General features: G+C 39.3%; 23 protein-coding genes. 12 read left to right on the top strand and 11 right to left on the bottom strand.

Features of this window, described 5'->3' with window-relative positions; translation table 11 throughout:
- Positions 1–6: 6 nt before the first annotated feature.
- From ACSLUH_RS09635 to ACSLUH_RS09625, 3 genes are all read right to left on the bottom strand, one after another.
- Complete coding sequence (locus tag ACSLUH_RS09635; protein WP_448566376.1) at positions 7–336, bottom strand: SUI1 family translation initiation factor; 330 nt, start codon at positions 334–336, stop codon at positions 7–9.
- Positions 337–438: 102 nt separating this feature from the next.
- Positions 439–1,365 carry an electron transfer flavoprotein subunit alpha/FixB family protein gene (locus tag ACSLUH_RS09630; protein ID WP_448566375.1) on the bottom strand — a complete coding sequence of 309 codons (927 nt, stop codon included), beginning with the start codon at positions 1,363–1,365 and terminating at the stop codon, positions 439–441.
- Positions 1,362–2,114, bottom strand: a complete 753-nt coding sequence (locus ACSLUH_RS09625; protein ID WP_448566373.1) for an electron transfer flavoprotein subunit beta/FixA family protein — start codon at positions 2,112–2,114, stop codon at positions 1,362–1,364. The genes ACSLUH_RS09630 and ACSLUH_RS09625 overlap by 4 nt, the downstream gene beginning before the upstream one ends.
- Positions 2,115–2,386: 272 nt before the next feature.
- On the opposite strand from ACSLUH_RS09625, the gene ACSLUH_RS09620 reads away from it, so the two are divergent.
- Positions 2,387–4,036: an electron transfer flavoprotein-ubiquinone oxidoreductase gene (locus ACSLUH_RS09620; RefSeq protein ID WP_448566371.1), complete on the top strand. Its 1,650-nt coding sequence runs from the start codon at positions 2,387–2,389 to the stop codon at positions 4,034–4,036.
- A gap of 68 nt (positions 4,037–4,104) precedes the next feature.
- Here the strand turns inward: ACSLUH_RS09620 and ACSLUH_RS09615 are convergent, their stop codons facing one another.
- From ACSLUH_RS09615 to ACSLUH_RS09600, 4 genes are all read right to left on the bottom strand, one after another.
- On the bottom strand, positions 4,105–4,896 hold the full coding sequence (locus ACSLUH_RS09615) for a DUF2884 family protein (RefSeq protein WP_448566396.1): 792 nt from the start codon (positions 4,894–4,896) through the stop codon (positions 4,105–4,107).
- Positions 4,897–4,907: 11 nt separating this feature from the next.
- Entirely contained in the window at positions 4,908–6,593 is a 1,686-nt protein-coding gene (locus ACSLUH_RS09610; RefSeq protein ID WP_448566369.1) for a flagellar assembly protein A, read from the bottom strand.
- A 31-nt stretch (positions 6,594–6,624) separates the two neighbouring features.
- Positions 6,625–6,951, bottom strand: coding sequence for a hypothetical protein (locus ACSLUH_RS09605; RefSeq protein WP_448566367.1), 327 nt, complete (start codon positions 6,949–6,951; stop codon positions 6,625–6,627).
- A 249-nt stretch (positions 6,952–7,200) separates the two neighbouring features.
- A complete protein-coding gene (locus ACSLUH_RS09600) occupies positions 7,201–8,487 on the bottom strand; it encodes a CinA family nicotinamide mononucleotide deamidase-related protein (protein WP_448566365.1) in 1,287 nt (428 codons plus the stop codon).
- Positions 8,488–8,587: 100 nt separating this feature from the next.
- Between ACSLUH_RS09600 and ACSLUH_RS09595 the strand changes: the two genes are divergently transcribed.
- The 3 genes from ACSLUH_RS09595 to dapA all read left to right on the top strand — a co-directional run bounded on the left by ACSLUH_RS09595 (position 8,588) and on the right by dapA (position 10,787).
- The gene (locus ACSLUH_RS09595) at positions 8,588–9,346 is read left to right on the top strand and encodes a DUF4097 family beta strand repeat-containing protein (protein WP_448566363.1); all 759 of its coding nucleotides are present in this window, start codon (positions 8,588–8,590) and stop codon (positions 9,344–9,346) included.
- A 120-nt stretch (positions 9,347–9,466) separates the two neighbouring features.
- Complete coding sequence (locus ACSLUH_RS09590) at positions 9,467–9,847, top strand: hypothetical protein (RefSeq protein ID WP_448566361.1); 381 nt, start codon at positions 9,467–9,469, stop codon at positions 9,845–9,847.
- Between the two features lie 34 nt (positions 9,848–9,881).
- The gene (gene dapA, locus ACSLUH_RS09585; protein WP_448566360.1) at positions 9,882–10,787 is read left to right on the top strand and encodes a 4-hydroxy-tetrahydrodipicolinate synthase; all 906 of its coding nucleotides are present in this window, start codon (positions 9,882–9,884) and stop codon (positions 10,785–10,787) included.
- On the opposite strand, the gene ACSLUH_RS09580 is transcribed toward dapA, so the two are convergent.
- On the bottom strand, positions 10,784–11,638 hold the full coding sequence (locus ACSLUH_RS09580; protein ID WP_448566358.1) for an RluA family pseudouridine synthase: 855 nt from the start codon (positions 11,636–11,638) through the stop codon (positions 10,784–10,786). The two genes, dapA and ACSLUH_RS09580, sit on opposite strands and share 4 nt — an antisense overlap.
- 139 nt (positions 11,639–11,777) lie before the next feature.
- On the opposite strand from ACSLUH_RS09580, the gene ACSLUH_RS09575 reads away from it, so the two are divergent.
- Together ACSLUH_RS09575 and ACSLUH_RS09570 are read left to right on the top strand one after the other, a co-directional pair.
- Positions 11,778–12,134, top strand: a complete 357-nt coding sequence (locus ACSLUH_RS09575; RefSeq protein ID WP_448566356.1) for a ribonuclease E inhibitor RraB — start codon at positions 11,778–11,780, stop codon at positions 12,132–12,134.
- Between the two features lie 5 nt (positions 12,135–12,139).
- Entirely contained in the window at positions 12,140–12,349 is a 210-nt protein-coding gene (locus ACSLUH_RS09570; RefSeq protein ID WP_448566354.1) for a hypothetical protein, read from the top strand.
- Between the two features lie 16 nt (positions 12,350–12,365).
- Here ACSLUH_RS09570 and ACSLUH_RS09565 read toward each other — a convergent pair whose 3' ends face one another.
- Positions 12,366–13,043 (bottom strand): nitroreductase family protein, encoded by a 678-nt coding sequence (locus ACSLUH_RS09565; protein WP_448566352.1) that lies wholly within the window; start codon positions 13,041–13,043, stop codon positions 12,366–12,368.
- A 186-nt stretch (positions 13,044–13,229) separates the two neighbouring features.
- Entirely contained in the window at positions 13,230–13,967 is a 738-nt protein-coding gene (locus ACSLUH_RS09560) for a peptidylprolyl isomerase (RefSeq protein ID WP_448566350.1), read from the bottom strand.
- Positions 13,968–14,117: 150 nt separating this feature from the next.
- Between ACSLUH_RS09560 and ACSLUH_RS09555 the strand changes: the two genes are divergently transcribed.
- The 4 genes from ACSLUH_RS09555 (at position 14,118) to ACSLUH_RS09540 (ending at position 17,000) form a co-directional block, all read left to right on the top strand.
- Positions 14,118–14,630 (top strand): RNA methyltransferase, encoded by a 513-nt coding sequence (locus ACSLUH_RS09555; RefSeq protein WP_448566348.1) that lies wholly within the window; start codon positions 14,118–14,120, stop codon positions 14,628–14,630.
- A gap of 197 nt (positions 14,631–14,827) precedes the next feature.
- Positions 14,828–15,037, top strand: a complete 210-nt coding sequence (locus ACSLUH_RS09550; protein ID WP_448566346.1) for a cold-shock protein — start codon at positions 14,828–14,830, stop codon at positions 15,035–15,037.
- Positions 15,038–15,338: 301 nt separating this feature from the next.
- Entirely contained in the window at positions 15,339–16,139 is an 801-nt protein-coding gene (locus tag ACSLUH_RS09545) for a DUF2884 family protein (RefSeq protein WP_448566344.1), read from the top strand.
- Positions 16,140–16,268: 129 nt separating this feature from the next.
- Complete coding sequence (locus tag ACSLUH_RS09540; RefSeq protein ID WP_448566342.1) at positions 16,269–17,000, top strand: tRNA-uridine aminocarboxypropyltransferase; 732 nt, start codon at positions 16,269–16,271, stop codon at positions 16,998–17,000.
- 72 nt (positions 17,001–17,072) lie between these two features.
- On the opposite strand, the gene ACSLUH_RS09535 is transcribed toward ACSLUH_RS09540, so the two are convergent.
- The gene (locus ACSLUH_RS09535) at positions 17,073–17,900 is read right to left on the bottom strand and encodes a PEP-CTERM sorting domain-containing protein (RefSeq protein WP_448566340.1); all 828 of its coding nucleotides are present in this window, start codon (positions 17,898–17,900) and stop codon (positions 17,073–17,075) included.
- A gap of 276 nt (positions 17,901–18,176) precedes the next feature.
- Here ACSLUH_RS09535 and prsT point away from each other — a divergent pair, with 276 nt between their 5' ends.
- Both prsT and putA read left to right on the top strand, forming a co-directional pair.
- Positions 18,177–20,984, top strand: coding sequence for an XrtA/PEP-CTERM system TPR-repeat protein PrsT (gene prsT / locus ACSLUH_RS09530; RefSeq protein WP_448566338.1), 2,808 nt, complete (start codon positions 18,177–18,179; stop codon positions 20,982–20,984).
- A 439-nt stretch (positions 20,985–21,423) separates the two neighbouring features.
- Complete coding sequence (putA, locus tag ACSLUH_RS09525) at positions 21,424–25,221, top strand: bifunctional proline dehydrogenase/L-glutamate gamma-semialdehyde dehydrogenase PutA (protein WP_448566336.1); 3,798 nt, start codon at positions 21,424–21,426, stop codon at positions 25,219–25,221.
- Positions 25,222–25,289 lie beyond the last annotated feature (68 nt).

The raw sequence follows: 25,289 nt of genomic DNA, 5'->3' as shown, positions 1-25,289 counted from the left end.
TGATCCTTAACCACCGGTAAACTTAACTTTGAAGCCATTGTTTTCAAGTACTTGTTTGATTTTATCTCTATTATCGCCCTGGATTTCAATAGTTTCATCGACGACACTGCCGCCAGTGCCACAGCTTTTCTTTAATTGACTGGCGAGCTTTTTCAAAGCGCTAGGTTCTAATCCTAAGCCACTAATGACTATAACCCCTTTACCTTTGCGACCTTTAGTTTCTCTTCTAACTTTTGCGAACCCATCGCTTGGCGTAACGTTGGCTTCTTTTTCGGGTGTTATTTTACCTTTGTCGGTTGAATAAACTAATGTTGATAACTGATCTTGCCAAGACATACTTCTATCTCGTAGGTGTTGAAAGTTATAAGTATAGCGAATTTAGCGTTAAAAAAACCAGCTAGGGCGCTGGTTTTTTATAAGTAAGGAATGAGCTTAATCTTAAAGCTTAGCTTCTAATTCCGGTAAGACATCAAACAAGTCTCCAACGATACCATAGTCAGCAACTTGGAAAATTGGTGCTTCAGCATCTTTGTTGATAGCAACAATAATTTTTGAATCTTTCATACCGGCTAAGTGTTGGATTGCTCCTGAAATACCTACCGCGATATATAAATCTGGAGCAACAATTTTCCCTGTTTGACCCACTTGCATATCATTTGGAACAAAACCAGCGTCAACTGCAGCGCGAGACGCACCGATAGCAGCACCAAGCTTATCTGCAATACCTTCTAATAATTTAAAGTTATCGCCATTCTGCATGCCACGGCCACCAGAAATAACAACGCTTGCTGCGCCTAAATCTGGACGTTCAGATTCGGTAAGTTCATCACTAACGTGAGAAGAAGTGCCTGCATCGGTTGCTTGTGCTAAATCAACTATATCGGCATTGCCATCTGTTGTGACAGCATCAAAAGCAGTGGCACGAACTGTGATGACTTTTTTCTCATCTAAGCTTTGTACCGTTGCTATTGCGTTACCTGCATAGATAGGGCGTATAAAAGTATCTGCCGATTCTACACCGATAATGTCTGAAATTTGAGCGACATCAAGCAATGCTGCGACGCGAGGCATAAAGTTTTTACCAATAGACAAAGCAGTTGCAATGATATGCTGATAGTTAGCCGCTAACTCTGTTACTAATAAACTTATGTTTTCAGCTAGTTGTTTTTTGTATGCGGCATTGTCAGCGACTAACACTTTGTTAATACCAGATATTTTAGCGGCTTGTTCTGCAACTGAGCGACAGCCTTCTCCTGCGACAAGCACATCAATGTCACCGCCAATCTTTTGAGCTGCGGCAATAGTTTTTAACGTATCTGCTTTTAATTCGCTGTTATCATGTTCTGCGTAAACTAAAATGCTCATGAAATCACCTTCGCTTCAGTTTTTAATTTTTCGATTAATTCGTCGACAGTTTCAACAACAATACCTGCTTGGCGCTCAGACGGAGGCGTAACTTTGAGTAAATTAGCACGTGGTGCCAAGTCAATGCCAAAATCAGCTGCTGGTTTCACATCTAAAGGCTTACGTTTGGCTTTCATAATATTCGGGAGTGAAGCATAACGTGGTTCATTGAGGCGCAAATCCGTAGTAACAATTGCCGGTAAATTTAAAGCGACTGTTTGTAAGCCTCCATCAACTTCACGTGTAACATGAACTTTATCACCTTCAATAGCGACTTTTGAAGCGAATGTGCCTTGGGGTAATCCAGCGAGTGCCGCTAACATTTGACCTGTTTGATTGTTGTCAGTATCAATGGCTTGCTTGCCAAGAATAATTAACTGCGGTTGTTCTTCCTCAACCACTTTGTTCAATAACTTAGCAATATTTAATGAATCAAGTTGGGCATCTGTTTCAATATGAATGGCGCGATCTGCACCTAGCGCCAATGCTGTACGCAATTGTTCTTGACACGCTTTATCACCAATTGATACCGCGATAACTTCACTTGCTGTTCCTGCTTCTTTCAAGCGAACAGCTTCTTCTACAGCAATTTCACAAAACGGATTGATCGCCATTTTGACGTTGGCTAAATCAACATCGGAATTATCAGCTTTGACACGAACTTTGACATTATAGTCAATAACGCGCTTAACGGGGACTAATACTTTCATTGTTGCCTCTAATAGGTACTTGTTATTTATATTTCAGCTGTTTAGTAAACGCTGTTATAGTTAGATCTTAGGCGAAGGTTACTGCTAGATGACGCTCACGTCAACGTAAACTTGGCCGAAAAATTTGCTATCATATTGACATGCATCAAATAGCTTAATTACAGAATAGTATTTACTGACAAAATAGCTATGTTGTATGATACTATCAAACAGGTGTTTGAAAATCAAACGAGTGTTTGAATTTGTCTCAGTTATCCAATTTAGGGGGAGTTATGGAACGCGAATCAATGGAGTTCGACGTTGTCATCGTTGGCGCAGGACCATCTGGCCTTTCAGCTGCATGTAGGCTAATGCAACTAGCACAAGAAAAAGAACAAGAATTAATGGTGTGTGTTGTTGAAAAAGGTTCAGAGGTGGGGGCGCACATTTTATCTGGCGCAGTGTTAGAGCCTAAAGCGATGAATGAGTTATTCCCTGAATGGAAATCGCAAAATGCACCATTAACAACACAAGTCACTAAAGATGATATTTATTTGTTTAACAGTGAAGAAGGTGCCATCAAATTACCTAATTTCTCAGTACCTAAAACGATGCATAATGACGGTAATTATATTGTTAGTATGGGAAATGTTTGTCGTTGGTTAGCTGAACAGGCTGAACAATTAGGTGTCGAAATATTTCCTGGTTTTCCAGCACAACAAGCGATTTATAATGAAGATGGTAGTGTTGGTGGTGTCATTACAGGGGACATGGGACTGGATAAGGAAGGTAATCCTAAAGATTCTTTTATGCCAGGTATGGAGCTTCGCGCAAAGTATACGATTTTCGCAGAAGGCTGCCGGGGCCATTTAGGTAAAGAGCTCATTAACAAGTTTGCGCTTGATAGTGGTAAGTCACCTCAACATTATGGTATTGGTTTTAAAGAAATTTGGGATATCGACCCAGCAAAACATCAAGAAGGTTTAGTCGTACATTCTGCTGGCTGGCCGTTGGAAAAAGATACCACAGGTGGCGGTTATTTGTATCATGCTGAAAATAATCAAGTATTCGTTGGGTTAATTATTGATCTTAATTATAGCAACCCGCATTTGAGTCCATTTGATGAGTTTCAACGCTACAAGCATCACCCGAAAATTGCACAGTATTTGGAGGGGGGAAAGCGAGTTTCTTACGGTGCTAGGGCTATCGCAAAAGGTGGCTATAACTCGTTACCGAAAATGACCATGCCTGGTGGTGTGATAGTCGGCTGCGATGCTGGCACGATCAATTTTGCTAAGATTAAAGGCAACCATACCGCCATGAAAACAGGTATGTTGGCAGCAGAGACTATTTTTGAAACAATCTCTGGTGGTTGTGAAGGGGGTAAGGATTTAGTCGGTTTTAGCGATAAATTTGAATCTTCATGGGTTTACGATGAGTTATATCGCACGAGAAACTTCGGTCCTGCTATTCATAAGCTTGGTACGCTACTAGGCGGAGCTTATAACACGTTAGATCAAAATATTTTTGCTGGTAAGTTGCCGTTTAGTTTTAAGGATGACACTTTTGACCATCAGCAGCTAAAGCTTGCTAAAGATGCTCCGGTAATCAAATATCCCAAACCAGATAATGTCTTAAGTTTTGACAAATTGTCATCTGTCTTCCTTTCTAATACTAATCATGAAGAAGAACAGCCTTGTCACTTGAAGTTAACTGATGTCAGTATTCCACTGTCGGTAAATTTATCCAAGTATAATGAACCTGCTCAACGCTATTGTCCGGCGGGTGTTTATGAAATAGAGGAAGGTGATGAAGGTAGCAAATTTGTGATTAATGCACAAAACTGTATTCACTGTAAAACTTGTGATATCAAGGACCCGAGCCAGAATATCACTTGGGTGGCACCTGAAGGAACAGGCGGGCCTAATTACCCAAATATGTAAAATAAACAATCCCATATTAATAGCCTGCAACGCAGGCTACTTTTTTATCTACGGTAATGCGTTCACAATTAACGAGTTGTTAGCAAGTTTAAGTCGACCAACTTAGGAATTTGAGTGTTTATGGTCTTTTCTAGTTGATTTAAGTTATGCAACGCTTGACAGAATTCCTTTGCTTTAAGCATCAGTGCGTTGTTTTTAGGAGTGATTTCTTGACGTAACTCTTTTCCTAACGAATCTATTTTTGAAGTTGTATTCATTGTATTGACTCGCATTTCTTTATTAGCGTCTTCGCTATTTAATTCTATGTCTTTAATAATGGCGTCATTTACCGCTGTTAAAATTGTGCCAATAGAGTCGGAAACTATTATTTGAATTTCTTGTTCAAATTCACCAGCGAAAATTTGATCAAAATCGATAAAGTCTTGAGGCGCAATGTAATAACTATTGTCAGAATGATTAAAGCGTTGTCTTAATCGCAACTCTAGTTCATCAAACTTACTTTGCAGCTTTTGTTTACTGGTTGCGCTATCACTGGCTAACCCTGATATGACTTTATTTATTGCCTTCAACCCCGCATTGACACTTTCAATCGCTACATTGACAATAGCGGGAACTTGCATCCTTATAGCGTGTTCGTACTGGACAATAAGTTCAGACTGTTCAGCGTTTAATGGAATTTCGATTCCACCAACAAACACTTGATCTGGGCGAGTAATTTGGACGAGGGTGATACCATTTTCAACAATTCGGATATGTTGCTCGGTTAAAATGACGCCATGATTGAAATTGACGTTACATTGCTTAGCGTTAATGGTCGTTGAAATGATGATCAGCAATAAGCTAAAAAACTTAAAGAACATTTTCACAAATTTTACCCATTGACGATGGGATCAATAATAATCTTACGCTCTTTATACTTCATCTTGCTAGGGCCATATTCTCGTTTTGATTTGTCTTTAAAATCACCAACAATCAATTCTACACTGTGGTATAGCTTTTCAGTCGCTGCAACAAAGACACTATTCATGTAAGCTTGAATCTTTGCTTCTAGCGCAACCTTATCATTCATCAATTCACCTAAGCGGTTGGCATGATACTGATAAGTCGACACGACTTTTTCCAACATTTCTGGATTGGCTTTTTCTTTAGGAAGCTTTCTCAATTTATTTTGCGCATCTTTAAGTTCATTCGTTTTCGCGGATTCTTCTTTAATGAGCTCTTCTAAATCATGCATTTGTTGATGCAGCTTGGCAATTTGCTTTTCAAAAGTGATTATCGTCGGTGCCCCTGCGGTTGCTCCAACGATACCAGCACTTACAGAGGTGCCAGCGGTAATATGTCCCGCAATGAGCTTACCATTGGCTTTTTCTTCAGTGCCTAACCATAACTGCTCTTCTACATCAATAATACTGTGCATTAATTGGTTTTCAATGCGTAAACTTTTACAGGTAATTTCAGCGTATTGACAATATTTTGCATAGACTTTTCCTTTGGCCGTGATGTTAGCACTCATCACCATATCTTTGATGTTCTTTCCTTCTGTGTCTTGCTTTTTACCTATAATTCCACTACCTATTGTGATATCACCACCTGCTTCAATCATTGCAGACTCAACAAAACCACCGATAGTAATATCACCACTGGCAATCACTTTCATACCTTCACACACATCACCATCAATGATAACGCTACCTTCAAATTTAATGTGACCAGAGCTAACATCGACATTTTTAATTTTATAAACTTCGTCTATTTCCATACCGTTAGGTATAATGCGTGGTAACCCTACTTTGGTCGAGACGAGGACGTTGGCATTTTTTGGGCTAATTGTTGTCCCTTCACCTGGGCAAAGTTGTATATCTTCACCTGGTTTTGGGGGCAGAGGCTCACCTGTTACTGAATAACCATCAATACCTTCAGTCGGCGGTATCTTTTTGGCGAGAGGATCTCCGACTCTAACACAAATAATATCTCCCAAGTCTCGCATATCAACCGTACCATCTTCGCGGTCACGTGGCTTTAATATACGCTCTTGAGCACTTTGTACGAGAAACTTAATGCGACCATCACTACCGTTAATGGCGTCTTTACCATGTGCTATTTCACCTTTGACGATTGAACCGGGAGGTTCTTTGGCAGCGTGTTGAGCAAGTTTAACTAATTCCTCTTTGCTGAAACCTTTAACGACTCCTGCTTGTTGGGCTGCATTTAATATAGCTTTTGCTGTTAAATGTCTGCCACCAAGAGCCGTTGATATTTCAGCTGAGGCCGTCATTTTTTCATTGTCAATTTCGATGGTAATAGAGGCATCTCGACGCTCTAATATTTGATATTTGATCTCTCGCCCTTTCATATTAGCTTGTAAAGGCTTGAGTACACTTTGAAGCTCTGCTATTGCATTTTTTATGTTGCCGTTGTCTACATACAAGCTTTTGTATTCTGAGGCCTCAATAAGTTCATGAATAGTCGCCTCGGTTATAGCGTCTCCGCCTTTTACAGGCTGTAACACTAAATCTACGTTATTCTTTTTATTTTCGACTAAACTTACTTGGGTCACTAGCTATACTCCACTGCAGCAGCTTGACGGTTTAAATGTAGTTTTCTTGATGTATCTTAATAAAATTAGGGGTACCCACTTTCGAATAGTCAAGTTTGTACTCTTTATTATCAAGTGCTTGGATAAAGAGTAATGTCTTTTCTTCCCCAAATACTTCAGTTGAACTAACGTCGATTACATCTTGGTACGCCTTTTTTGCTTCCGATTTTTTTTGTGGTATTGGACCATCATAAATACCGATACCACGATTGCTAACGATAACAACAGGCTTGGAGCCGTTTATAATTAACAGATCAAACTTTCTCATTTTATGAATGATCGTGTTGCGGCCACTGGTAATATAATTTTTTTCTATCAAAGCAGGCTCCTAGCTTCACAGTAACTATTTTGTTTTTTTATGTTTGCCGTGCCAATATTTCGTAGCAATCGCTTTAGCCTAACAAACATCACCAAATTAAACAGAATTTTTTTGTATACTTCTTATCAAATATATAAAGTTTTTAAGGAGTACGCAATAAATAACAAATACTTAGTTGAGTTAGTTTTGAAATAACTTGATGTTCCTTCGAAAGGAGGTAAAAACGCAGTTACTTCTCTGTTATTTCGGTTAACTATCGCCTTGAATGTACCTAGGAGGAGCATCGCAATTGCTAATTTGTCTTCTGATTAAATCAAATGCTCGGTTGGCAACAGCCTTTTGAAAGTAGTGGCGAGAGCCTTTAATTAAAAAATAATGGCAGTTTAACTGTTCGGCGCTCCCCCAAGCTATCCAAACCGAACCAACCGGCTTTTCTGCAGAGCCTCCATCTGGGCCAGCTATCCCTGTTACCGCAATAACATAATCAGCGCCAACTTGTTTTAATGCGCCTCTTGCCATTTCCAATGCGACATCTTTACTGACAGCACCAAAATTTTTCAAAGTATGCTCAGATACGTTGATCATTTTAGTTTTCATTGCGTTTGAATAAGTGACGAAACTGCCATTAAAAGTTGATGAAGCTCCGGGTATAGAGGTGAACATGTGCGCTATAAGGCCACCTGTGCATGACTCAGCCATTGTAATGGTCTTATTGTGAGCTTTTAATAGTTGGTAGGTATGCTCAGCTAAACAAAAATCATGTATTTTTTCGATATTCAAAACATGCTCACCGATAAGTTGATGTAGTTTTGAGGTATAAGTATGTAATAAAGCTTCGTTGTTTTTTTCTTTAGTGCTTATTTTTACCTCGACGAAGGGTGATTGAGCTCTAAAACCCAAAGTAAGCTCGTTTGGCCAAGAACTAAAGTACTCACTCACTAACGTTTGTAATTGTGACTCTCCAATACCGAAAACAACCAGTCGTTCAGTGATATAACATTGATAGTTTGGCACCAAAGGCTGGATAAACTGAGTAATTATCGAACCAAGCATTGCATAGAGTTCATTTGGAACACCAGGCGTACAAATAATTTTACACTCTTTAAATGTCATGCAAAAACCAACGGCGCTACCAATAGGGTTATCTATAATCTCGCAACCTTTAGGCAAGTAAGCTTGTTTCATATTCGCATCACTTAAAACCGCATTACGCCGCATTGCCCACGTTTCCAAATGCTTCTTGGCATCCAAATTTAGTTCCAAAGGACATGATGTTAGGGTAGCAAGGGCCTGTGAAGTATAATCGTCGCTCGTTGGACCTAATCCGCCATTGACAATGACAATGTCTGCCTGCTCTGACATTGCATTGAGTTCACTGACCAGTTGATTCATGTTATCTGAAGCCGTTACTTTACGCGCTACTGCTATACCAACATCTTTTAACGTTGCAGCAATAAAAGCAGAGTTCGTATCAACGATATCGCCATTCAATAGTTCATCGCCAGTAAGTAATAGTTGTACAGATAGGTTTGACATCCAAGCTCCAGAAATAAATCGAAAATAAATTTTCTTTATTTAAACCCTTTTTCTTTTTATTGCATCCAATTGTTAAAAGCACTTAGTTTAAGGAAACATTATGCTACAACCAATGAGAAAATTAGTTTGTATGGGATTCATCTTAACTTCAATATCAACAGCTGCACAAGCAGATGTTTCTAGGGAGTTTAGCAAGACTTTTCAAGTGGATGATTCTTCAGCGCTAAGATTACAAAATATAAATGGTAAAGTTGCTATCACTGGCTGGGATCGTTCTACTATTGAAGTTAATGCCACAATAACGGCTGATGATGAAGATGATTTAGCGCTGATTTCTGTAGAAACCGAGCAAACGGGCGATACGGTAAGTGTTGAGACTAAATACAAAGAAAGGCGTCGTAACAGAGGCAGTAGTGGTGAAGTTGAATATAAAGTCTATGTGCCGAGCCAGACAAATTTGTCTGACATAGAGTTGGTTAATGGCTCATTAGATGTTGAAAAGGTTTTTGGGAAAATGAAAGTAGAGTTAGTTAATGGCTCCTTGACCATTAGTGACGCGAAGTCTGATATTGACGTTGCTTCAGTGAATGGCAGTATCAATGTTAATTGGCTTGAGACAGAAAAAGTGAGTAAGGTAAGTTTAGAGACTGTAAATGGCTCAATTAAACTAGGACTACCAAGCAATGTTAGTGCCGATGTCAGTGCCGAGACTATGCACGGTAGCATCAAAAATGATTTCGGTTTACAAGTTGAAAAACGAGGCTTTATTGGTAAAGAGTTGAATGGGATTATTGCTGGCGGGCAAATTGACATCAACATCGAAAGTGTCAATGGTTCAGTAAAAATTCTTAGCAACTAATAGCATTATTACATTCTTAGATGAAATACAATAAAGCGACTTCGGTCGCTTTTTCTATAATTTCGCTACAGTGTTTTGTACAATACCTTTCATAATTATGTTTTGTTTGTTGCGAGTGTTATGAGTTTTAACCGTGAATTGTTGTTTGGTCGATGGTTTAGATCAGAAAGTGACGATGAAGGTGGACAGATCACTGAGTATGCCGAGTTGTCTGCAGACGGAAGCTTTGAATTTAGCTTTTCACGCTTTGATAGCCATGGAAAATTGTTAGAACAAAGTATCGAGCTAGGGGATTGGGGACTTGTCGGAGATATTCACTTTACTTTCACTAAAAGTGAGTTTATTGACGAACAACATTATGCAGCAGATTTAGCAGATCCAAACAATTATCATGCTTATAAAGTACTCATATTAACCAATAGCCAATTTCAGTATCAGCATGTTGTTACCCAAGAGGTATTTAACCTTAAGCGTGTTATTGATAAGATTGGCCACTGCTAACTTACCGCTTAGAAAATAATAATTGAGAATATTAATGGATCGTTTAAAAGCAGCGAGTTTAATTACCGCAATAAAAACTCCGTACAATGAAAACGGAGATATAGATTTAACCACGTATGATTTTTTAGTTGCCAAACAAATTGAAGCAGGCGTTGATGGTATTGTTGTTGGCGGAACTACCGGTGAAGGGCATTTATTGAGTTGGGAAGAGCACCTAATGTTGATTGCTCATAGTGTCCACCAATATGGAAAAGATATTCTTATTATCGGGAATACCGGAAGTAACAATACTCGTGAAGCGATTAAAGCGACTGAAAATGGCTTCGCTATGGGAATGGATGCTACTTTACAAATTAATCCTTACTATGGTCGTACTTCTTTTGCCGGGGTGAAAGCCCATTTAGAGTGTGCATTAGATATAGGTCCAGCCTTTATCTATAATGTGCCGGGAAGAACAGGACAGGATTTAACGCCGGAAATTATTGAACCGCTAGCCAAACATCAAAATTTTGTTGGTGTTAAAGAATGTGCTGGTAATGAGCGTATCGCTTATTATGCCCAGCGCGGCATTGCATGCTGGTCAGGTAACGATGACGAATGTCATGATGCTAAACATCAATATGGTGCGCATGGTGTGATTTCGGTAACCTCAAATATTGTTCCTCAGTTAATGCGTGCTTTGATGGATGAGCCAAATGAGTCCTTAAAAAATGAGTTAACAGCACTTATGCAATGGCTTTTCAGTGAGCCAAACCCGATAGCGATTAACACTGCATTAATGATGACTCAAGCAATTAAGCCCATATTTAGAAGACCCTACCAAGCGCTAAATCAACAACAAAGAGAGCAGGGCGTGCAATTACTCAAACCTTTTGAAAAATATTTGCTTGGAAATACTATTCAGCCACTAAGTGATAGTGACTTTATCTATAAGACTTAATGGTTCTGGCCTGCGATTTTAGTCAGCGACGGACGAAGGGTCGCAGGTAATTCAAATGACTTATTCGCCTTCTCTATCGGGCACTCAAAGGATAGACTCACTGCGCATAATTGCAAATTATCGTTATCTAATTGCCCACCATAGAGACGGTCACCATAAACCGGATGATCAATAAACGCGGCATGTTTCCTTATTTGATGTTTTCTACCCGTTTCAATATCAACATCAATTAGTGAAAGGTTGCTTGTTGAATCGTACGCTATTGAAGTAAAGTGAGAGGTCGCTGGTTTATCATCAATGGGCTCTAAAATTGTTACTGAACGCCCTATTGGCACTTTACCGTGACAAATGATTTGATAGCATTTTTTTATGTTTCTTTGCTCAAATAGGCGGCTGAAAAGCTTAGCTGCGGACTTAGTGTGAGCGATAATAATAAGCCCTGTTGCTGCGCGATCAAGTCGATGCACAATATAAGCTGGGCGTTGGGGGGAGAGATGTGTTTCTGCCCATCTAGCAATTGTACAGTGATCACTCCACTTCGAGCCTTGGGAAAGCATGCCATAAGGCTTATACCAAATACTATAGTCATTCTCATCGGCAATTAATATTGCTGGCGAGGGTGTTTGGTGAAGCACTTTCTCATCATAATATAGATGAACGACGTCATTGACTTTTAACTCTTTCTTTAGCCGGCGAATTCGCTTAGTGATAGTGCCTCGCGTAAGCCATACAGCTCCTTTAACCGTTGCATTTTTTAGTTGCTGGCGGCTTAAAGAGCTGTGACAAGCTAAAATATCAATCAAGATTTGTTCTCTGGACTCAACCGTAATATGCTTTTCAACTTTAATCATTTATTAAATTTTGGATTTTTGACTAAACTGCTAGTGTAGCAATTAATTCTAGTTTCGCAGAGTGCTCAAAACAAAAATTGATTTGTTTGTCGAGAAAAGCGCGATATCATTAATGAAATTTTAAATAATTGAGGGTGGAATGGAGAGAAATTACACACTATTTCCTGAAGATGTCATTGGCGACGCATTATGGAAAATGATGTTAGCAGGTGACGATTTGTCTGAGGTTCGTGAAATAGAGTTTTCTGTTATTTTTCCTAGTCAGGAGTTAGCCTTACAATATGGACACCTTTTGTTAGAGAATAATCAGAAGCTGTCTTTATGCCCGTTTCAAGGTGATGATGATTTTCCATGGGAAATAACGGCCTACCCTGAAATGGCAGCAAGTTATGAAAATATAGCAGCTTACCAACACCTAATAGAGGCGAGTGCTGAGCCACTCAAAGGTAAATTTGATGGTTGGTATTGTGTCACTTCAAGTAAGCTCCCTTATTAATCAATATGCTAAATATTGAACAGTTAAATCAACTTTCCGGTAAGCAAAAAGTCAGTTTTACCGAGCAACGCAAATACATTAAAAGTTTACTCGATGGCTCCGTTACACAATGTCGTATTTGCCAAAAAAGTATTTCGGTACTACTGGATGATAAAAGCAATACGATACAGCTAAGCTGTGATAATGGCTGCACTGACTTTCTGTTGGAGTTGTAGCGACAATCGTAAATTTTTATTCTAGAAATGTCGCGATTTCATTAATGTGCTTTTTTACCTTGGCGTGATCAGGTACCGTAGCATCTTCTGCTGGATAGCCTGCAATTAGCAGCATATAAGGGCGTTCATTATCATCTCTATTGCATATTTTACTTAAAAACGACATCGGTTTTGGCGTGTGGGTAAGGGTAGCTAACCCTGCAGAATGAAGTGCATTGATTAAAAAACCGGTAGCAATGCCTACTGACTCATGAACGTAATAATTAGTGTTTTTATCTTCACTGTGAATACCGCCTTTCTTTTGACTAAAAATAGCTATCAACCATGGGGCGTGCTCTAAATAGGGTTTACTATCATCGGTTCCTAATGGTTTAAGTGCTTCTAACCACTCTTCTCCAGCTCTCCCTTGATAAAAACTTTTCTCATGGGCCTCAGCTTGCAAACGAATCTGCTGTTTAACATCGGGATCACTAATCGCGACAAAGTGCCATGGTTGGTGATTGGCACCACTTGGTGCCGTTCCCGCGGCTTTTATGCAGTTCTCGATAATTTTTTTATCGACAGGGCGATCACTAAAGCTTCTGATAGTATGACGACGTTTAATTTGTTGATAAAAAAGCTCTGAGCGACAAAGCATTTCTTGCGGTGAGTATTCGATGTAATCGCAAAGTGGAGATGATTCGTGTTTTTGCATAGGAATACCTTTAGAGTTTTTCTTAGCAATATAAAGCTGCAATGTTGCATTTGCAATATTTAATTCATGAGTTTTACACGTAGAGAAAGATGAAATGGTATTATTCTGTGATGATTGGCAGGGGGGCGAGTGTCTGCATCATAAGTAAGAGAACAGCTCCCACATATGATGCAAAACACTTAGGAGCTATGCGCGTAATAATCTAGCTAGCGGTAACAATAGCAATAACCAAAAAGCTGAACCACCGCTTGAGCTTGAATTCTGCTCTGATTTTTGCGTTATTAGCGTATTTTTTATTGCCTTTAAAGTCTGAGCGGTATCCTCAGAGTCATCAACAATAACCACTTGATAGAGAGTTACTAAATTCTCTTCACTCGGTGATTGGCATTGAGCTTGGGCATTGTCATTTACGGGAACTTCACCGCAACGAGGCAAAGCTGAGATAAGATCAATGACATTCATGCCATCACCGATGACTTCACCGAATACGGTAAAACCTTCGTTTTGCAGATCAAGCCCATTACTACCCTGAGAATTGTCTTTTACGTTTATAAACCATTGACTAGTTGCACTATCAGGTAAACCGCCAATCTTTGCCATGGCTATTGTTGCTCTTACATTTGAGTACACTGGTTCGTTTTTTACGCTATCGTCGGTTTCTATACCTTTAAAGTCTGCAGTGCCGTCAAAATAAAAGCCTCCACCTTGTAAAACAAAGTTAGGAATTGAGCGGTGGAAAAGGGTTTGGTTATATCGTTCACTTTTCACATAATTTAAAAAATTAGTAACCGTTTTGGGCGTCGTTTTATCATGTAAACTTACCTGAAAGTTGCCATGTGACGTTTGAAACTCGACAATAGTTGCGTTTGACATAGATGTTAAAAGCGATAGCGCTATCGCAATTGTATTTACTAATTTTTTCACTGAGTGTTATCCAATAGATTTAAAATTTGGCTAGTATACTGTCAGTATTTGGAAGAACAAGTATTATCACGTTTTGTAAATATTCCTTGTCTGTATTGGCATTTCAACTGAAAATACTTGCTTGTTGTTTTGGTATAGGAAGGTATTTTTTTGTCATCAAAAATCTTATTGTTAAATCCCAAAAGTCCAACTAATGTTGGTGCGGTAATGAGGGCAGCTGGTTGTTATCAAGTTGAAGCAGTTTTTTACAGTGGTAAGCGTTTTGCGCAAGCTGCGAAATTCAATACCGATACCAAGAATACGATAGATTCAATACCACTTACATTAGTCAATGATGAGGCACTCATATCAGGAGAAAATGGCAGTATTGTTTGTGTGGATTTAGTTGAAGGTGCCTGTCCACTTCCAGAGTTTGAGCATCCAGACAATGCAATTTATGTATTTGGTCCTGAAGATGGCACGATAAACCAGCAAATCATTGATCGAGCAGAGCATGTTGTCTATGTACCAACCATTGGTTGCATGAATTTGGCTGCTACGGTGAATGTAGTGCTTTACGATAGGTTAGCAAAACAACCTAACTATATAAAAGGCGATGGATTAATTAAAACTAGTCGTGACCGAAACAATAATACCAAGGTTAAGGCTTTGGATTGTTTTTAAACGCGCAAGAATAAAATATCTTGACTATCAATGGCTAGCCGTTAAAATGGTTGCAGCTAGAAAGTAAGACCTATATTTATTTACATCGTACCGCGTTATTTATAGTAGCTCGTCTCGTTTATTAAGTCATAGTAACACTTCCTGCACGACCGCCTTGGTGATACAAGGTAAAAATTTTTAACTTTTAGGATATTATTATGTCTGAGAAAACAACTGGCACTGTAAAGTGGTTTAACGAATCAAAAGGTTTTGGCTTTATCGAGCAAGAATCAGGTCCTGACGTATTTGCACATTTCAGTGCAATTTCTGGTGACGGTTTCAAAACGTTAGCAGAAGGTCAAAAAGTTGAGTTTAACGTAACTCAAGGTCAAAAAGGCCCACAAGCAGAGAACATTGTAGCTTTATAATGTTGGCTTGAAATAAGTTATTTTAAGAAGGTGAGCTGATGCTCACCTTTTTTATGCCCATCTCTTTATTCCCGCCGTTACTTAATCCCGTATTTTAATCTGTCTACAAGATTAGTTTTATTATGTTGATTACACTACTTTTTGGTGGATTGCGCTAATAAGTGAGTTTAGCTAATTCATTTCGATTTGGGGTTTTTATTTAAGTTGTTGAATATAAATAATATTTCACTTTGGCATTACAATTGTAAAGAGTAAGTCAATACAGCAATGTCGATACAATAAATAATGAAAAGGTGAACCAATGAAAACTTTACTTGCTAGCACTATGTTAATTGCCACATCTTCTGCAATGGCTCATGATACGTCTTTCTCTACAGATAATTGCCATGTATCACTTGAGGGCGGTGTTTCTATATCAAAAGATGCCATCGAGTTTACAAAAGATGATAAGACTGTTTACAAAATAGTTAACGATCGTGAGCTATATATTAGTGGTCAAGCGATCGCCTTATCAGCGACTGAGCAAGATGTTGTCAACCAATATTCAACTTCTATTAGAGCGGTTGTACCAGAAGTGAAAGATATCGCTTTGGATGCGATGGATATTGCTGTAGATGGTGTTAATTTGGCTTTTAATGAGCTTCTGGGTGAAGGCAATGATGTTGGTTATCAGCTAACAACCGAACTTAGCCAAATAAAAACCGAAATCGAAACCAGCTTTGCCCAAGATAAAACTATCACGATCAATGAAGAAGGTTTCGATGGTGAGCAATTCTTTGGTGAAGATTTTGAAAAGCGCATTGAAACGATGGTTGAAAGTACCATTCAGAATTCAATGGGCTCATTACTAATCGCAGTAGGTCAAGAACTGTTGTTTGCAGGTGGTAATATGGATGCATTTGAAACTCGCATGGAAAACTTTGGTGAGCAAATCGAGTATGAAATGGAGACGAGAGCTAAGGAATTAGAAAAACGCGGTGAAGCTATCTGTCAATCGGTATTAAAAATCGATGAGTTGGAAGAGCAATTAAAAGGGAGTATTGAAGCTTTATCAGATACTGATGTCTTAGTTGTCGACAAAGAAGAATCAAATGCAATTTAAGCTATTCGTTAAATAAGCTTACTTATTATTAACAAAAGAGCGCGAAAGCGCTCTTTTGTATTGTCTTACTATAATCTCAACGAGTTATAAGCTATAGTTCTCATCTTTTTTTAAGTAACTGTGTAAATCATGCATGCCGTACATCAGCTCTATTTATCTCGCAAGAGCATTTCAACGAAACCATTTAAAGGACGTGGCTATAAAGTAGAACGCTGTGAACGATGCCATGTCGCGGCGAAAAATTGTATTTGCCAGTGGCGTAAGCAGGTTAATAGTAACGTAGGTTTTTTGGTATTGATGTATGACAAAGAAGTCCTAAAGCCTAGCAATACAGGAAAGTTAATTGCTGATGTGATTCCAGATGTTATGGCTTATACCTGGTCTAGAACAGAAGAAAACCAAGATATTATTTCGATAATTAAAGATGAAAAGTGGCAACCTTTTGTTGTTTTTCCTAAAGAATATGCAGATAGCGAACGCATATTCGTAAATTCAACCCCTAAGCTTAGTGCGAATAAACGGCCACTTTTTATCATGCTTGATGGTAGCTGGCGAGAAGCACGCAAGATGTTTCGAAAGAGCTCGTACTTGTCTCATTTACCGGTATTATCTATTGATCTTTCAACAATGCTCGAACAGGCTAATAGCTCTCAATACCATATCCGCAAAAGTCATCATGACAGCTATTTGGCGACAGCAGAGGTTGCTGCTTTAGTATTGAAAATTGCAGGAGAAGAGTATAACGGTAAAGTACTCACTGCTTGGTTTAATGTGTTTACTTATTATTATCAAAAAAGCGTCTGTCGCTCAAATCAAGGGGATCCTCAGGCATTGGCCAAGTTTCTAGCACTTGAGGGATAGCAAACTAGTTGCTGAGAAAAACTAATAAAAAAGCCACTAAAAAGTGGCTTTATCTTTATTTTTTATTGAGGTTTACGTATTTTTTGCGCGCTTCTTGTATGCTAGCCCTAGTAAACCTAACAACATTAATAGCATTGATTGTGGCTCAGGAATTGGCGTTCCACCGCCACTAGGTGTTGCTGATGCAAAGCCTTCTATGATGTCATTAGCGCAAGACATCGCCCAGCGAAATGCGATTTGGTTTGCTGTAGCTAAAGCGGTTCCTGAAACATCCATTGAAAACGATATTGCGCCGTAATCGATGCCATTTTTATTGTAAGCCCAATTGCCGACTGACCAAGTTGAGGCACTATATGGGTTGTAATAATTACCATTCATCATTACCGCTTGATATTCACGGGTTGTGCCATTGGAATAGACTTGGTGTGAGTCCAAAATATCGGCTCTGTTTACGTCGCGTAACCAACCTGTGTACTGCCCCCCAACTTCTGCATTTCTACGGTTGCCTTCGACAGCGCCTAAATCAAAAGCATATTGCCAGTCAGTACCGGTATTGTGGTAGTAATCGTTAGCAGAAAAACGGTCACCAGCATTAGGTGTATCATCAAATGGCTGCCAAACATTGTTGTCACCTGCTGCGAGGAATAAATCACCAAGGCGCACTCCATTAATACCGATATTATCGTAAAACGCTGTAAATATATTAACGGTTAATGTTGTGCCAACACGAGATACTTCCATTTTGTCGATATCAAAATCGTTCTTTTCACCATGGATATCGCCTGATTGACCAGCTCCAATATAATTATCCATGATCGTTGTTGCGCTAATATTTCCAGCATGAGCAGCAATACTAGCAGTTGAAATCGCGATGGCTGCAAACCATTTTAAACACTTCATTGTTTAATCCTATTTGAGAGTCTATGTAACAACAATAAAAATTTATTAACAACAAGCAAAAAGCATGCCCTTTATTTTAATTTTATTAGTTACAATTAGTTATGTAAATTTTTTTGATTTTACATACATTAAAGGTTAATTGAGTGTAAAGAAAGCTGACAAAAATGTACAGTTGTTCAGAATAACGTCTTCTAGGGAAATTAATGGAATTTTGCAGCAAAAGCCTATATATTCAGCGCAATGTTAGAGATTTAACTGGTTTTTCTATAGAGGTTGATGATGTTTTTTGTTAATAAAAGGTTTCTTGAGGTGGTATTGTTAAGCTCGGCGCTGTTAGGGCAAGGCGCTTATGCTTTTACTCAGCAAACCAACAATCAACCCTATGAAGAAGCGTTAAAGAGTTTTTATGGTTCAGATTTACTAGCGGCAGAAATTCATCTCAAAAATGCATTGAGAAATCAGCCTGATCATCTACCGTCATTGATTCTTTTGGCGGAAGTTTACATTGAGCAGGGGGATGGCGCAGCTGCTGAGGATTTTCTCGTAAAAGCTCGAGCTTTCAGGGCAGATGAAAAGAAAATTTTGCCTTTGTTTCTTGAAGCGTACCTACTTCAACAAAAATATAAAAAAGTTATCGAGTTAGCGACAAGTAATATTTTAGATAATGTCTTACAGAGCAAGATCCATGTATTAAAAGGCAGAGCCCATGTTGAATTAAATGAGCTAGAACAAGGCAAAGCAGCTTATCAAGCAGCCATTGATTTTCAAACATCTAATATATTGGCACAGCTTGGCATGGCGCAAGTTTATATTCTAAAACAACAGCCAGAATTAGCGCGTCCTTTCATTGAACAAGCCCTGGCGATTAATACTTCAGATGTGCAAGCGTTGAGCTTGCTAGCTAATTTAGAGCAACAGCAAGGCAATTTACAAGAATCATTAACGCTAATAGCGCAAGTTATTGAGATAAATCCAAAAAACTTTCCAGCACGATTAACTCGAGCAAGCCTATTGTTACAGCAAGAAAAATATCATGATGCATTAAAAGATCTGGAGGTTATTCTTGCTGATATTCCTAATGAGCCGAGGGCAAACTATTTAAAAGTCGTTGCGAGTATTGCAGTAGGAGATACAGACTCCAGTGAAGAGACTAAAATGCACCTTAATAATGTTTTAACTGGCTTACCTGCTGAGGTCATGGCGCAAAACCCAATATATTATTATCTTGCAGGGATTGTAAGTTTCGAGCAAGGAGAGCTTAATAAAGCGCAAAGTTTATTGAATAAGTACGTAGCTATTGTCACCAACGATACCCGCGCGTATAAAATCCTCGGTAGGATTGACCTGTCTTTGGGAGAGTTAAACGTTGCCAAAAGTAATCTGATTCGTGCGCGATTGATCGATCCAGATGATACTGAAACTTGGTCTTTACTAGGGCAAACATTGCTTGCTTTAGGCGATGTAGAAAAAGCACAACAGTACTTTCTCGATGTTGTTGAGGCTAAACCTGAGGATGCGCGTGCGTTATTTGATTTGGCAAATTTACAGTTTAAAACCGGTCAAATAAATGAAGCAATTGTTACGTTACAAAAGTCATTATCGCTCAATGAAAGTGAATCAGCCTTAACATTATTAGTGGAAGCCTATCGAGCGAGTCAGCAATATACCAAAGGATTACAGAAAGTAAGCCGACTGTTAGCTCTCAGCAGCAATAACAGTTATTACCATCAGTTAAATGGCATACTGTTGGGCTTTGATAAACAGTATCACAAAGCAAGAGCCGCATTTGAAAAGGCCGTAGCACTTGATAATCAGAACGTAGAAGCGGTCATTCATTTAGCGCGTATGGATGTTGTCGAGGGTAACTTTGAACAGGGGATAGAACGGCTTAACTTTATGCTTAAGCAGTATCCATCAACAGAGCGCTATGTGCGTGTAGAACTCGCTAACCTATTTAAAAATAATGGTAATGTTGAAGAGGCATTATTGCATTTTGAAAAAGTGTATAGCCAGTTCAGAGATAGTTATCAAGCATTAAGCGGAATCATTCAAATATCTATTGCTAACAATGACATCTCAAAGGCGATAACCTTAGCAGAAGAGTTTGTCTCCCGACACAATAGGTCTGGTGATGTCTATCTAGCTTTAGCCAACTTATATATGTTAAAACGTGATTATGCTAAAGCAAATAGTAATTATGTTCTAGCGACTAAGCACAGTGTCAATAAAGTGGAGGCTTATCAAATTTATGCACAAGCTCAATTAAAGATGAAAGATATTGACGGTGCAGTATTAAGTTTAGAAAGGGCTTTATCATGGAGTCAAAATGATCCCAAAGTTCAAATAACCATGTTACAGTTATTGCTCAGCCAACAAAAGCTTGAGCAAGCTAAGGTCTTGTTGAGCAGACTAGATGAGCGTCAAGTTGAGCCACAGTTGCTGAGTTATTATCAAGCGCAATGGCATCATTTTTCTGGTGAAATCGATACAGCGATTAAATTATATCATAAGTCGCTTAAACAGCATTCAACTCAAATTGCTTCAATGGGATTATATCGATTGTATTTAGAGCAAAAAAAATATGCTTTGGCCCAAGGCACAATTAACAATTGGCTGAAAGTCTCCCCCGACGATTTAATTGCTCATGTAGCATTGGCAGACAGTTATATAAGTGAAGGAAAGTATCAGAAAGCTGTAGATTATTATCAAACCCTGATAAAGAATTACGGAGAGCAACCCGTATTTTTGAATAATATTGCCCATGCACAATTGACTCTTGGACAATATGAACAAGCGGTTGTTTTCGCAGAAAAGGCATTTAAAGCACTACCTGAAAATGTATCTGTAATCGATACCTTAGCTTGGGCTTATACCCAAAACCAACAATATGATAAGTCTTTGCCATTATACCGAGAAGCATTAGCTAAACAGTCAGATAATAGTGAGGTAATGTATCACCTCGCCTATACGTTAATAAAATTAGGGCGTCATCAAGAAGCTAAACAGTTGCTGATGCAAGTCGTTGCAAGTAAACAAGAATTCTATAGCAAAGCAGAGGCAAAGAAGCTATTAGCAACATTATAGTACACTAGAGACATCAATTATTTTGACCGCTGAATAAGCTCTATTACTCCAAGTCTGTGAAGGTTTAACATAGCTTGTTTCAATTTCTATGTGAATTTGGATAGTTAAAAAATCATGCTAAGCAAAACGAAACGCTAAACCATGAATAGTTTGAATTTATCAGCAATAGAAAGTAACGGTTTTATTGTGCAGTGAAAGTTATGTGTTTTCTCGGCTTCGCTATTGCTCTTATTTTAAATGCTGTAAATTGTACATTTTAGCGCAGATTATTCTGTAATGTTGCAAAAATAAATGACAAATGTTGTTGGATTTGTTCTAGAATCCCCACAAAAATTGTATACTGTTTAAAAAGTTTTCAATCAAATATACAATTCTATTTAAGCCGCCAATTTGAGATGGCTTACTATCACTATTAACTGTTTATATTGGGGAAGCTACTATGCTTTTTACTGGTTCATTACAAACAGATTGTCCTATACGTCAAAAGATCCGCGAGTTTTATCGTATTGATGAAGAACAGATAATCGAGCATATTCTACCACTTGCCGAAGTGGGCGTTAAAGCACGAAGTCGAGCATGGGAAAAAGCTCGTCAAATGGTGCTTACTATTCGTGAAACCGAAGAGGCAGGTGTTGATGCTTTACTCAATGAATACTCGCTCTCTTCAGAAGAGGGGGTGGTGTTAATGTGTTTGGCCGAAGCATTACTTCGTGTACCTGATACAAAAACGCAAGATGCACTGATCCGAGATAAGCTATCAAAGGGGGAGTGGAGCCACCATTTAGGTAACAGTGACTCGCTATTTGTTAACGCCTCAAGTTGGGGGTTATTAGTCACAGGTAAAATGGTTAACTATTCTGATAAGAAACAGTCAGAGCATTTTGGCATCTTAAAGCGAACGCTAGGTCGTTTAGGCGAGCCTGTGATTCGATCATCTGTGCACCTCGCGATGAAAGTCATGGGTAAGCAGTTTGTCTTGGGAACGAATATTGATGAAGCGTTAAAAAGAGCAAAGGAAACCGAAACCAAGGGGTATGTATATTCCTACGATATGCTGGGTGAAGGCGCTCGCACAATGGCTGATGCCGAGCGTTACTTTGACGCTTACATGAAGGCTATTCATGCACTAGGTAAAGCCGCGAATGGCAAAGGTCCCATTGAAAGCCCAGGCATTTCAGTTAAATTATCAGCTATTCACCCACGTTATGAGTTTACACATCGCGAGCGTGTTTTCAATGAGCTAGTACCGAAACTTAAAGAACTTGTCCTTGTTGCTAAACAGTATGACGTTGGCTTTACGGTTGATGCTGAAGAAGCTGATCGATTAGACATTTCATTAGATGTTATAGAAGCCGTATTTTCAGATCCAGAGTTAGGCGATTGGACAGGGTTTGGTTTAGCGGTTCAGGCGTATCAAAAGCGCGCTATATTTGTGATTGAATGGTTAGAAAACTTAGCGCGTCGTGTTGGCCGTAAAATGATGGTGCGCCTAGTAAAAGGCGCTTACTGGGATACGGAAATTAAGACAACACAAGTTGATGGCTTAGATGACTTCCCGGTATTTACCCGTAAAGCAACTACCGACGTAAGTTACAAAGCATGTGCGATTAAATTAATGGCAGCGCGTGATGTCATATTCCCACAATTTGCGACACACAATGCCTACACGGTTGCGACAATTTTAGAGTTGGCTAAGGGCGATACTCAAGGGTTTGAGTTCCAGCGATTACACGGTATGGGTGAATCACTTTATGATCAAGTTGTAACCAATGAAAAAATAAAGTGTCGTGTTTATGCGCCAGTGGGTGAACATGAAGATTTACTGGCTTATTTAGTCAGACGATTATTAGAGAACGGCGCCAATTCTTCATTTGTTAATGCGATAGTTGACGAATCTAAACCGGTTGAAGAGTTATTGCCAGATCCGGTTGAAAAATTGCAAGATTTACGTAACAAGCGTAATACCGCAATTTTATTTCCAATTGATTTGTATGGTGAAGAGCGAGCCAATTCTAAAGGAATGGACATAACGGATATCAATCAGCTTACGCCATTAAAAGAAAATTTAGATGCGTGGGCTGCAGCCAATATTACCAATGTTTCGACGTTAGACGAGAATCAAGTTGCGGTAACCAACCCTATGAACCACGATGAAGTGGTTGGTGTGTTAATGTATCATACGCCAGAGCAAATGAAAGACATCGTGGCCCGCTCTGAAGCTGCATTTGAAACTTGGTCTCAAACACCGGTTAAAGAAAGAGCGAATATCCTTCGCCGTACTGGTGATATCCTAGAGCGTCATAGAGATGAGCTTATTGCCATTTGTATCAAAGAAGCGGGTAAGCTGACCCAAGACAGTATTGATGAAGTTCGCGAAGCCGTTGATTTTTGCCGTTATTATGCTGCTCGAGCTGAAGAATTAGCTCAAGACGACAGAATGGAAGCTCGTGGCCCCATTCTTTGTATTAGCCCTTGGAACTTTCCTTTGGCGATATTCTTAGGTCAAGTGGTTGCAGCAATAGCTACCGGTAATACAGTAGTTGCAAAACCTGCTGAGCAAACAAGCTTAGTGGCAAAGCGAGCACTCGAATTAATGACGATTGTTGGTTTACCAGACGATGTCGTGCAATTGGTCTATGCACCAGGTCGAGCCGTTGGGGAAAATATTGTCAATGATGAGCGAATTCAAGCGGTGATGTTTACCGGCTCTACACAAACGGGTACGTTAATCTCGAAAATACTTGCTGAGCGAGGTGGACAGCAAGTCCCTCTTATTGCTGAAACCGGTGGTCAAAACTGTATGGTAGTTGACTCTACCGCGTTACCAGAGCAAGTCTGTGATGATGTTATCAGCTCAGGATTCCAAAGTGCTGGTCAACGATGCTCAGCCTTACGAGTTTTATTTATCCAAGAAGATATTGCCGATACCGTAATCAATATGGTTAAAGGGGCAATGAAAGAACTCACGGTTGGCGACCCACAATTTTTATCAACCGATGTTGGCCCTGTCATTGATGATAAAGCATTAAATGCCTTAAACGCTCATGTTGAATTTATGAAAGGTAAAGGCGAATTACTGTTTGAATGCCCATTACCTGATTTGGGCGAACAAAAACATAATTTATTCGCGCCTCGTTTATACGAAATTGATAACTTGTCAGTACTTGAAAAAGAAGTTTTTGGTCCTGTTGTCCATGTTATTCGATTTAAGGGCTCAGAGCTTGATGATGTGATTGACCAAATCAATAATACTGGGTTTGGTTTAACGATGGGCATTCACACCCGTATTAATGAACGAGCAGAAGATATCGCAAGACGCGTTCAAGCAGGTAATATTTACGTTAACCGAAATATGATTGGCGCAATTGTTGGTGTTCAACCATTTGGAGGGCGTGGTTTATCTGGTACAGGTCCAAAAGCTGGTGGGCCAAACTACTTAAGTCGTTTAGTACGTGAAAAGCTTACGCCGGATGAAGGTGAGGTAAACTACCAAACTAAATCCAATATCGATATGGTTGATATGGGAACTGCGCAAGACCATATTGATGACATGATCGAATTAGCGCAAAAAGCAGAGCGAATTTGGCGCAATACCGAGTTAAATGATCGCGTTTCTGTTATGCGTCAGTTGTTAGCTAAAGTTGCTACAGTAGATATAGTTGATGAGTTAGCAGATGATTTATCTAAATCACTGGCTGATTCGCGTGCACAATTAACGCGTATCGAAAAACAACTTAAAAAGCCAAAAGTGCTGCCTGGGCCAACAGGTGAGTCTAATCTCCTTTATTTAGAACCGCGCGGCTGCGTGGTTTGTTACGCAGATAAAGACACCGAGTTTAGGTTCTGGTTAATGTCGATAGTTTCAGCGCTTGCTATTGGTAATACCGTAATCACCGCGGTTTCAGAAACATTTTTTGAAGAAGCTAAAGCCATCAAAGATAAGCTTGCGCTTTGCGGTGCGGTTGATGGTGTATTACAAGTTGTGATGCACAATAAGCTTAACGCGTTGCTAGAGCATGGTGATATTGATGGAGCCGTAGTTGATAGTAACTGTGCTCGTATGGGGTACTTTACTAAGCAACTTGCAGAGCGTGAAGGCGCCATTTTACCGATTATCAGTGCCGAATATAACGATACGTTGATCCAACGCTTGGTCGCTGAGAAAACGGTCAGCATCGATACGACAGCATCTGGCGGTAATACTTCGTTAATGACCTTAGTAGAAGACGATGAGTAAACTTTGCAAGCCTTGCTAAACAAGCTCGTAGGGTAAAAGTAGCACTTGATCTTAAAAGCCCCCAGTAA

This window comes from Thalassotalea ganghwensis (assembly GCF_053485795.1).
The sequence above is the reverse complement of the archived record's forward strand: the minus strand, read 5'-3'. Positions and strand labels throughout refer to the sequence as shown.

Excerpts from the sequence above, each read along its gene's own strand:
- ACSLUH_RS09635 (WP_448566376.1), bottom strand. The coding sequence starts at position 336 with ATGTCTTGGCAAGATCAGTTATCAACATTAGTTTATTCAACCGACAAA.
- ACSLUH_RS09630 (WP_448566375.1), bottom strand. The coding sequence starts at position 1,365 with ATGAGCATTTTAGTTTACGCAGAACATGATAACAGCGAATTAAAAGCA.
- ACSLUH_RS09625 (WP_448566373.1), bottom strand. The coding sequence starts at position 2,114 with ATGAAAGTATTAGTCCCCGTTAAGCGCGTTATTGACTATAATGTCAAA.
- ACSLUH_RS09620 (WP_448566371.1), top strand. The coding sequence starts at position 2,387 with ATGGAACGCGAATCAATGGAGTTCGACGTTGTCATCGTTGGCGCAGGA.
- ACSLUH_RS09615 (WP_448566396.1), bottom strand. The coding sequence starts at position 4,896 with ATGTTCTTTAAGTTTTTTAGCTTATTGCTGATCATCATTTCAACGACC.
- ACSLUH_RS09600 (WP_448566365.1), bottom strand. The coding sequence starts at position 8,487 with ATGTCAAACCTATCTGTACAACTATTACTTACTGGCGATGAACTATTG.
- ACSLUH_RS09595 (WP_448566363.1), top strand. The coding sequence starts at position 8,588 with ATGCTACAACCAATGAGAAAATTAGTTTGTATGGGATTCATCTTAACT.
- ACSLUH_RS09590 (WP_448566361.1), top strand. The coding sequence starts at position 9,467 with ATGAGTTTTAACCGTGAATTGTTGTTTGGTCGATGGTTTAGATCAGAA.
- dapA (WP_448566360.1), top strand. The coding sequence starts at position 9,882 with ATGGATCGTTTAAAAGCAGCGAGTTTAATTACCGCAATAAAAACTCCG.
- ACSLUH_RS09580 (WP_448566358.1), bottom strand. The coding sequence starts at position 11,638 with ATGATTAAAGTTGAAAAGCATATTACGGTTGAGTCCAGAGAACAAATC.
- ACSLUH_RS09575 (WP_448566356.1), top strand. The coding sequence starts at position 11,778 with ATGGAGAGAAATTACACACTATTTCCTGAAGATGTCATTGGCGACGCA.
- ACSLUH_RS09570 (WP_448566354.1), top strand. The coding sequence starts at position 12,140 with ATGCTAAATATTGAACAGTTAAATCAACTTTCCGGTAAGCAAAAAGTC.
- ACSLUH_RS09565 (WP_448566352.1), bottom strand. The coding sequence starts at position 13,043 with ATGCAAAAACACGAATCATCTCCACTTTGCGATTACATCGAATACTCA.
- ACSLUH_RS09550 (WP_448566346.1), top strand. The coding sequence starts at position 14,828 with ATGTCTGAGAAAACAACTGGCACTGTAAAGTGGTTTAACGAATCAAAA.
- ACSLUH_RS09545 (WP_448566344.1), top strand. The coding sequence starts at position 15,339 with ATGAAAACTTTACTTGCTAGCACTATGTTAATTGCCACATCTTCTGCA.
- ACSLUH_RS09540 (WP_448566342.1), top strand. The coding sequence starts at position 16,269 with ATGCATGCCGTACATCAGCTCTATTTATCTCGCAAGAGCATTTCAACG.
- ACSLUH_RS09535 (WP_448566340.1), bottom strand. The coding sequence starts at position 17,900 with ATGAAGTGTTTAAAATGGTTTGCAGCCATCGCGATTTCAACTGCTAGT.
- prsT (WP_448566338.1), top strand. The coding sequence starts at position 18,177 with ATGATGTTTTTTGTTAATAAAAGGTTTCTTGAGGTGGTATTGTTAAGC.
- putA (WP_448566336.1), top strand. The coding sequence starts at position 21,424 with ATGCTTTTTACTGGTTCATTACAAACAGATTGTCCTATACGTCAAAAG.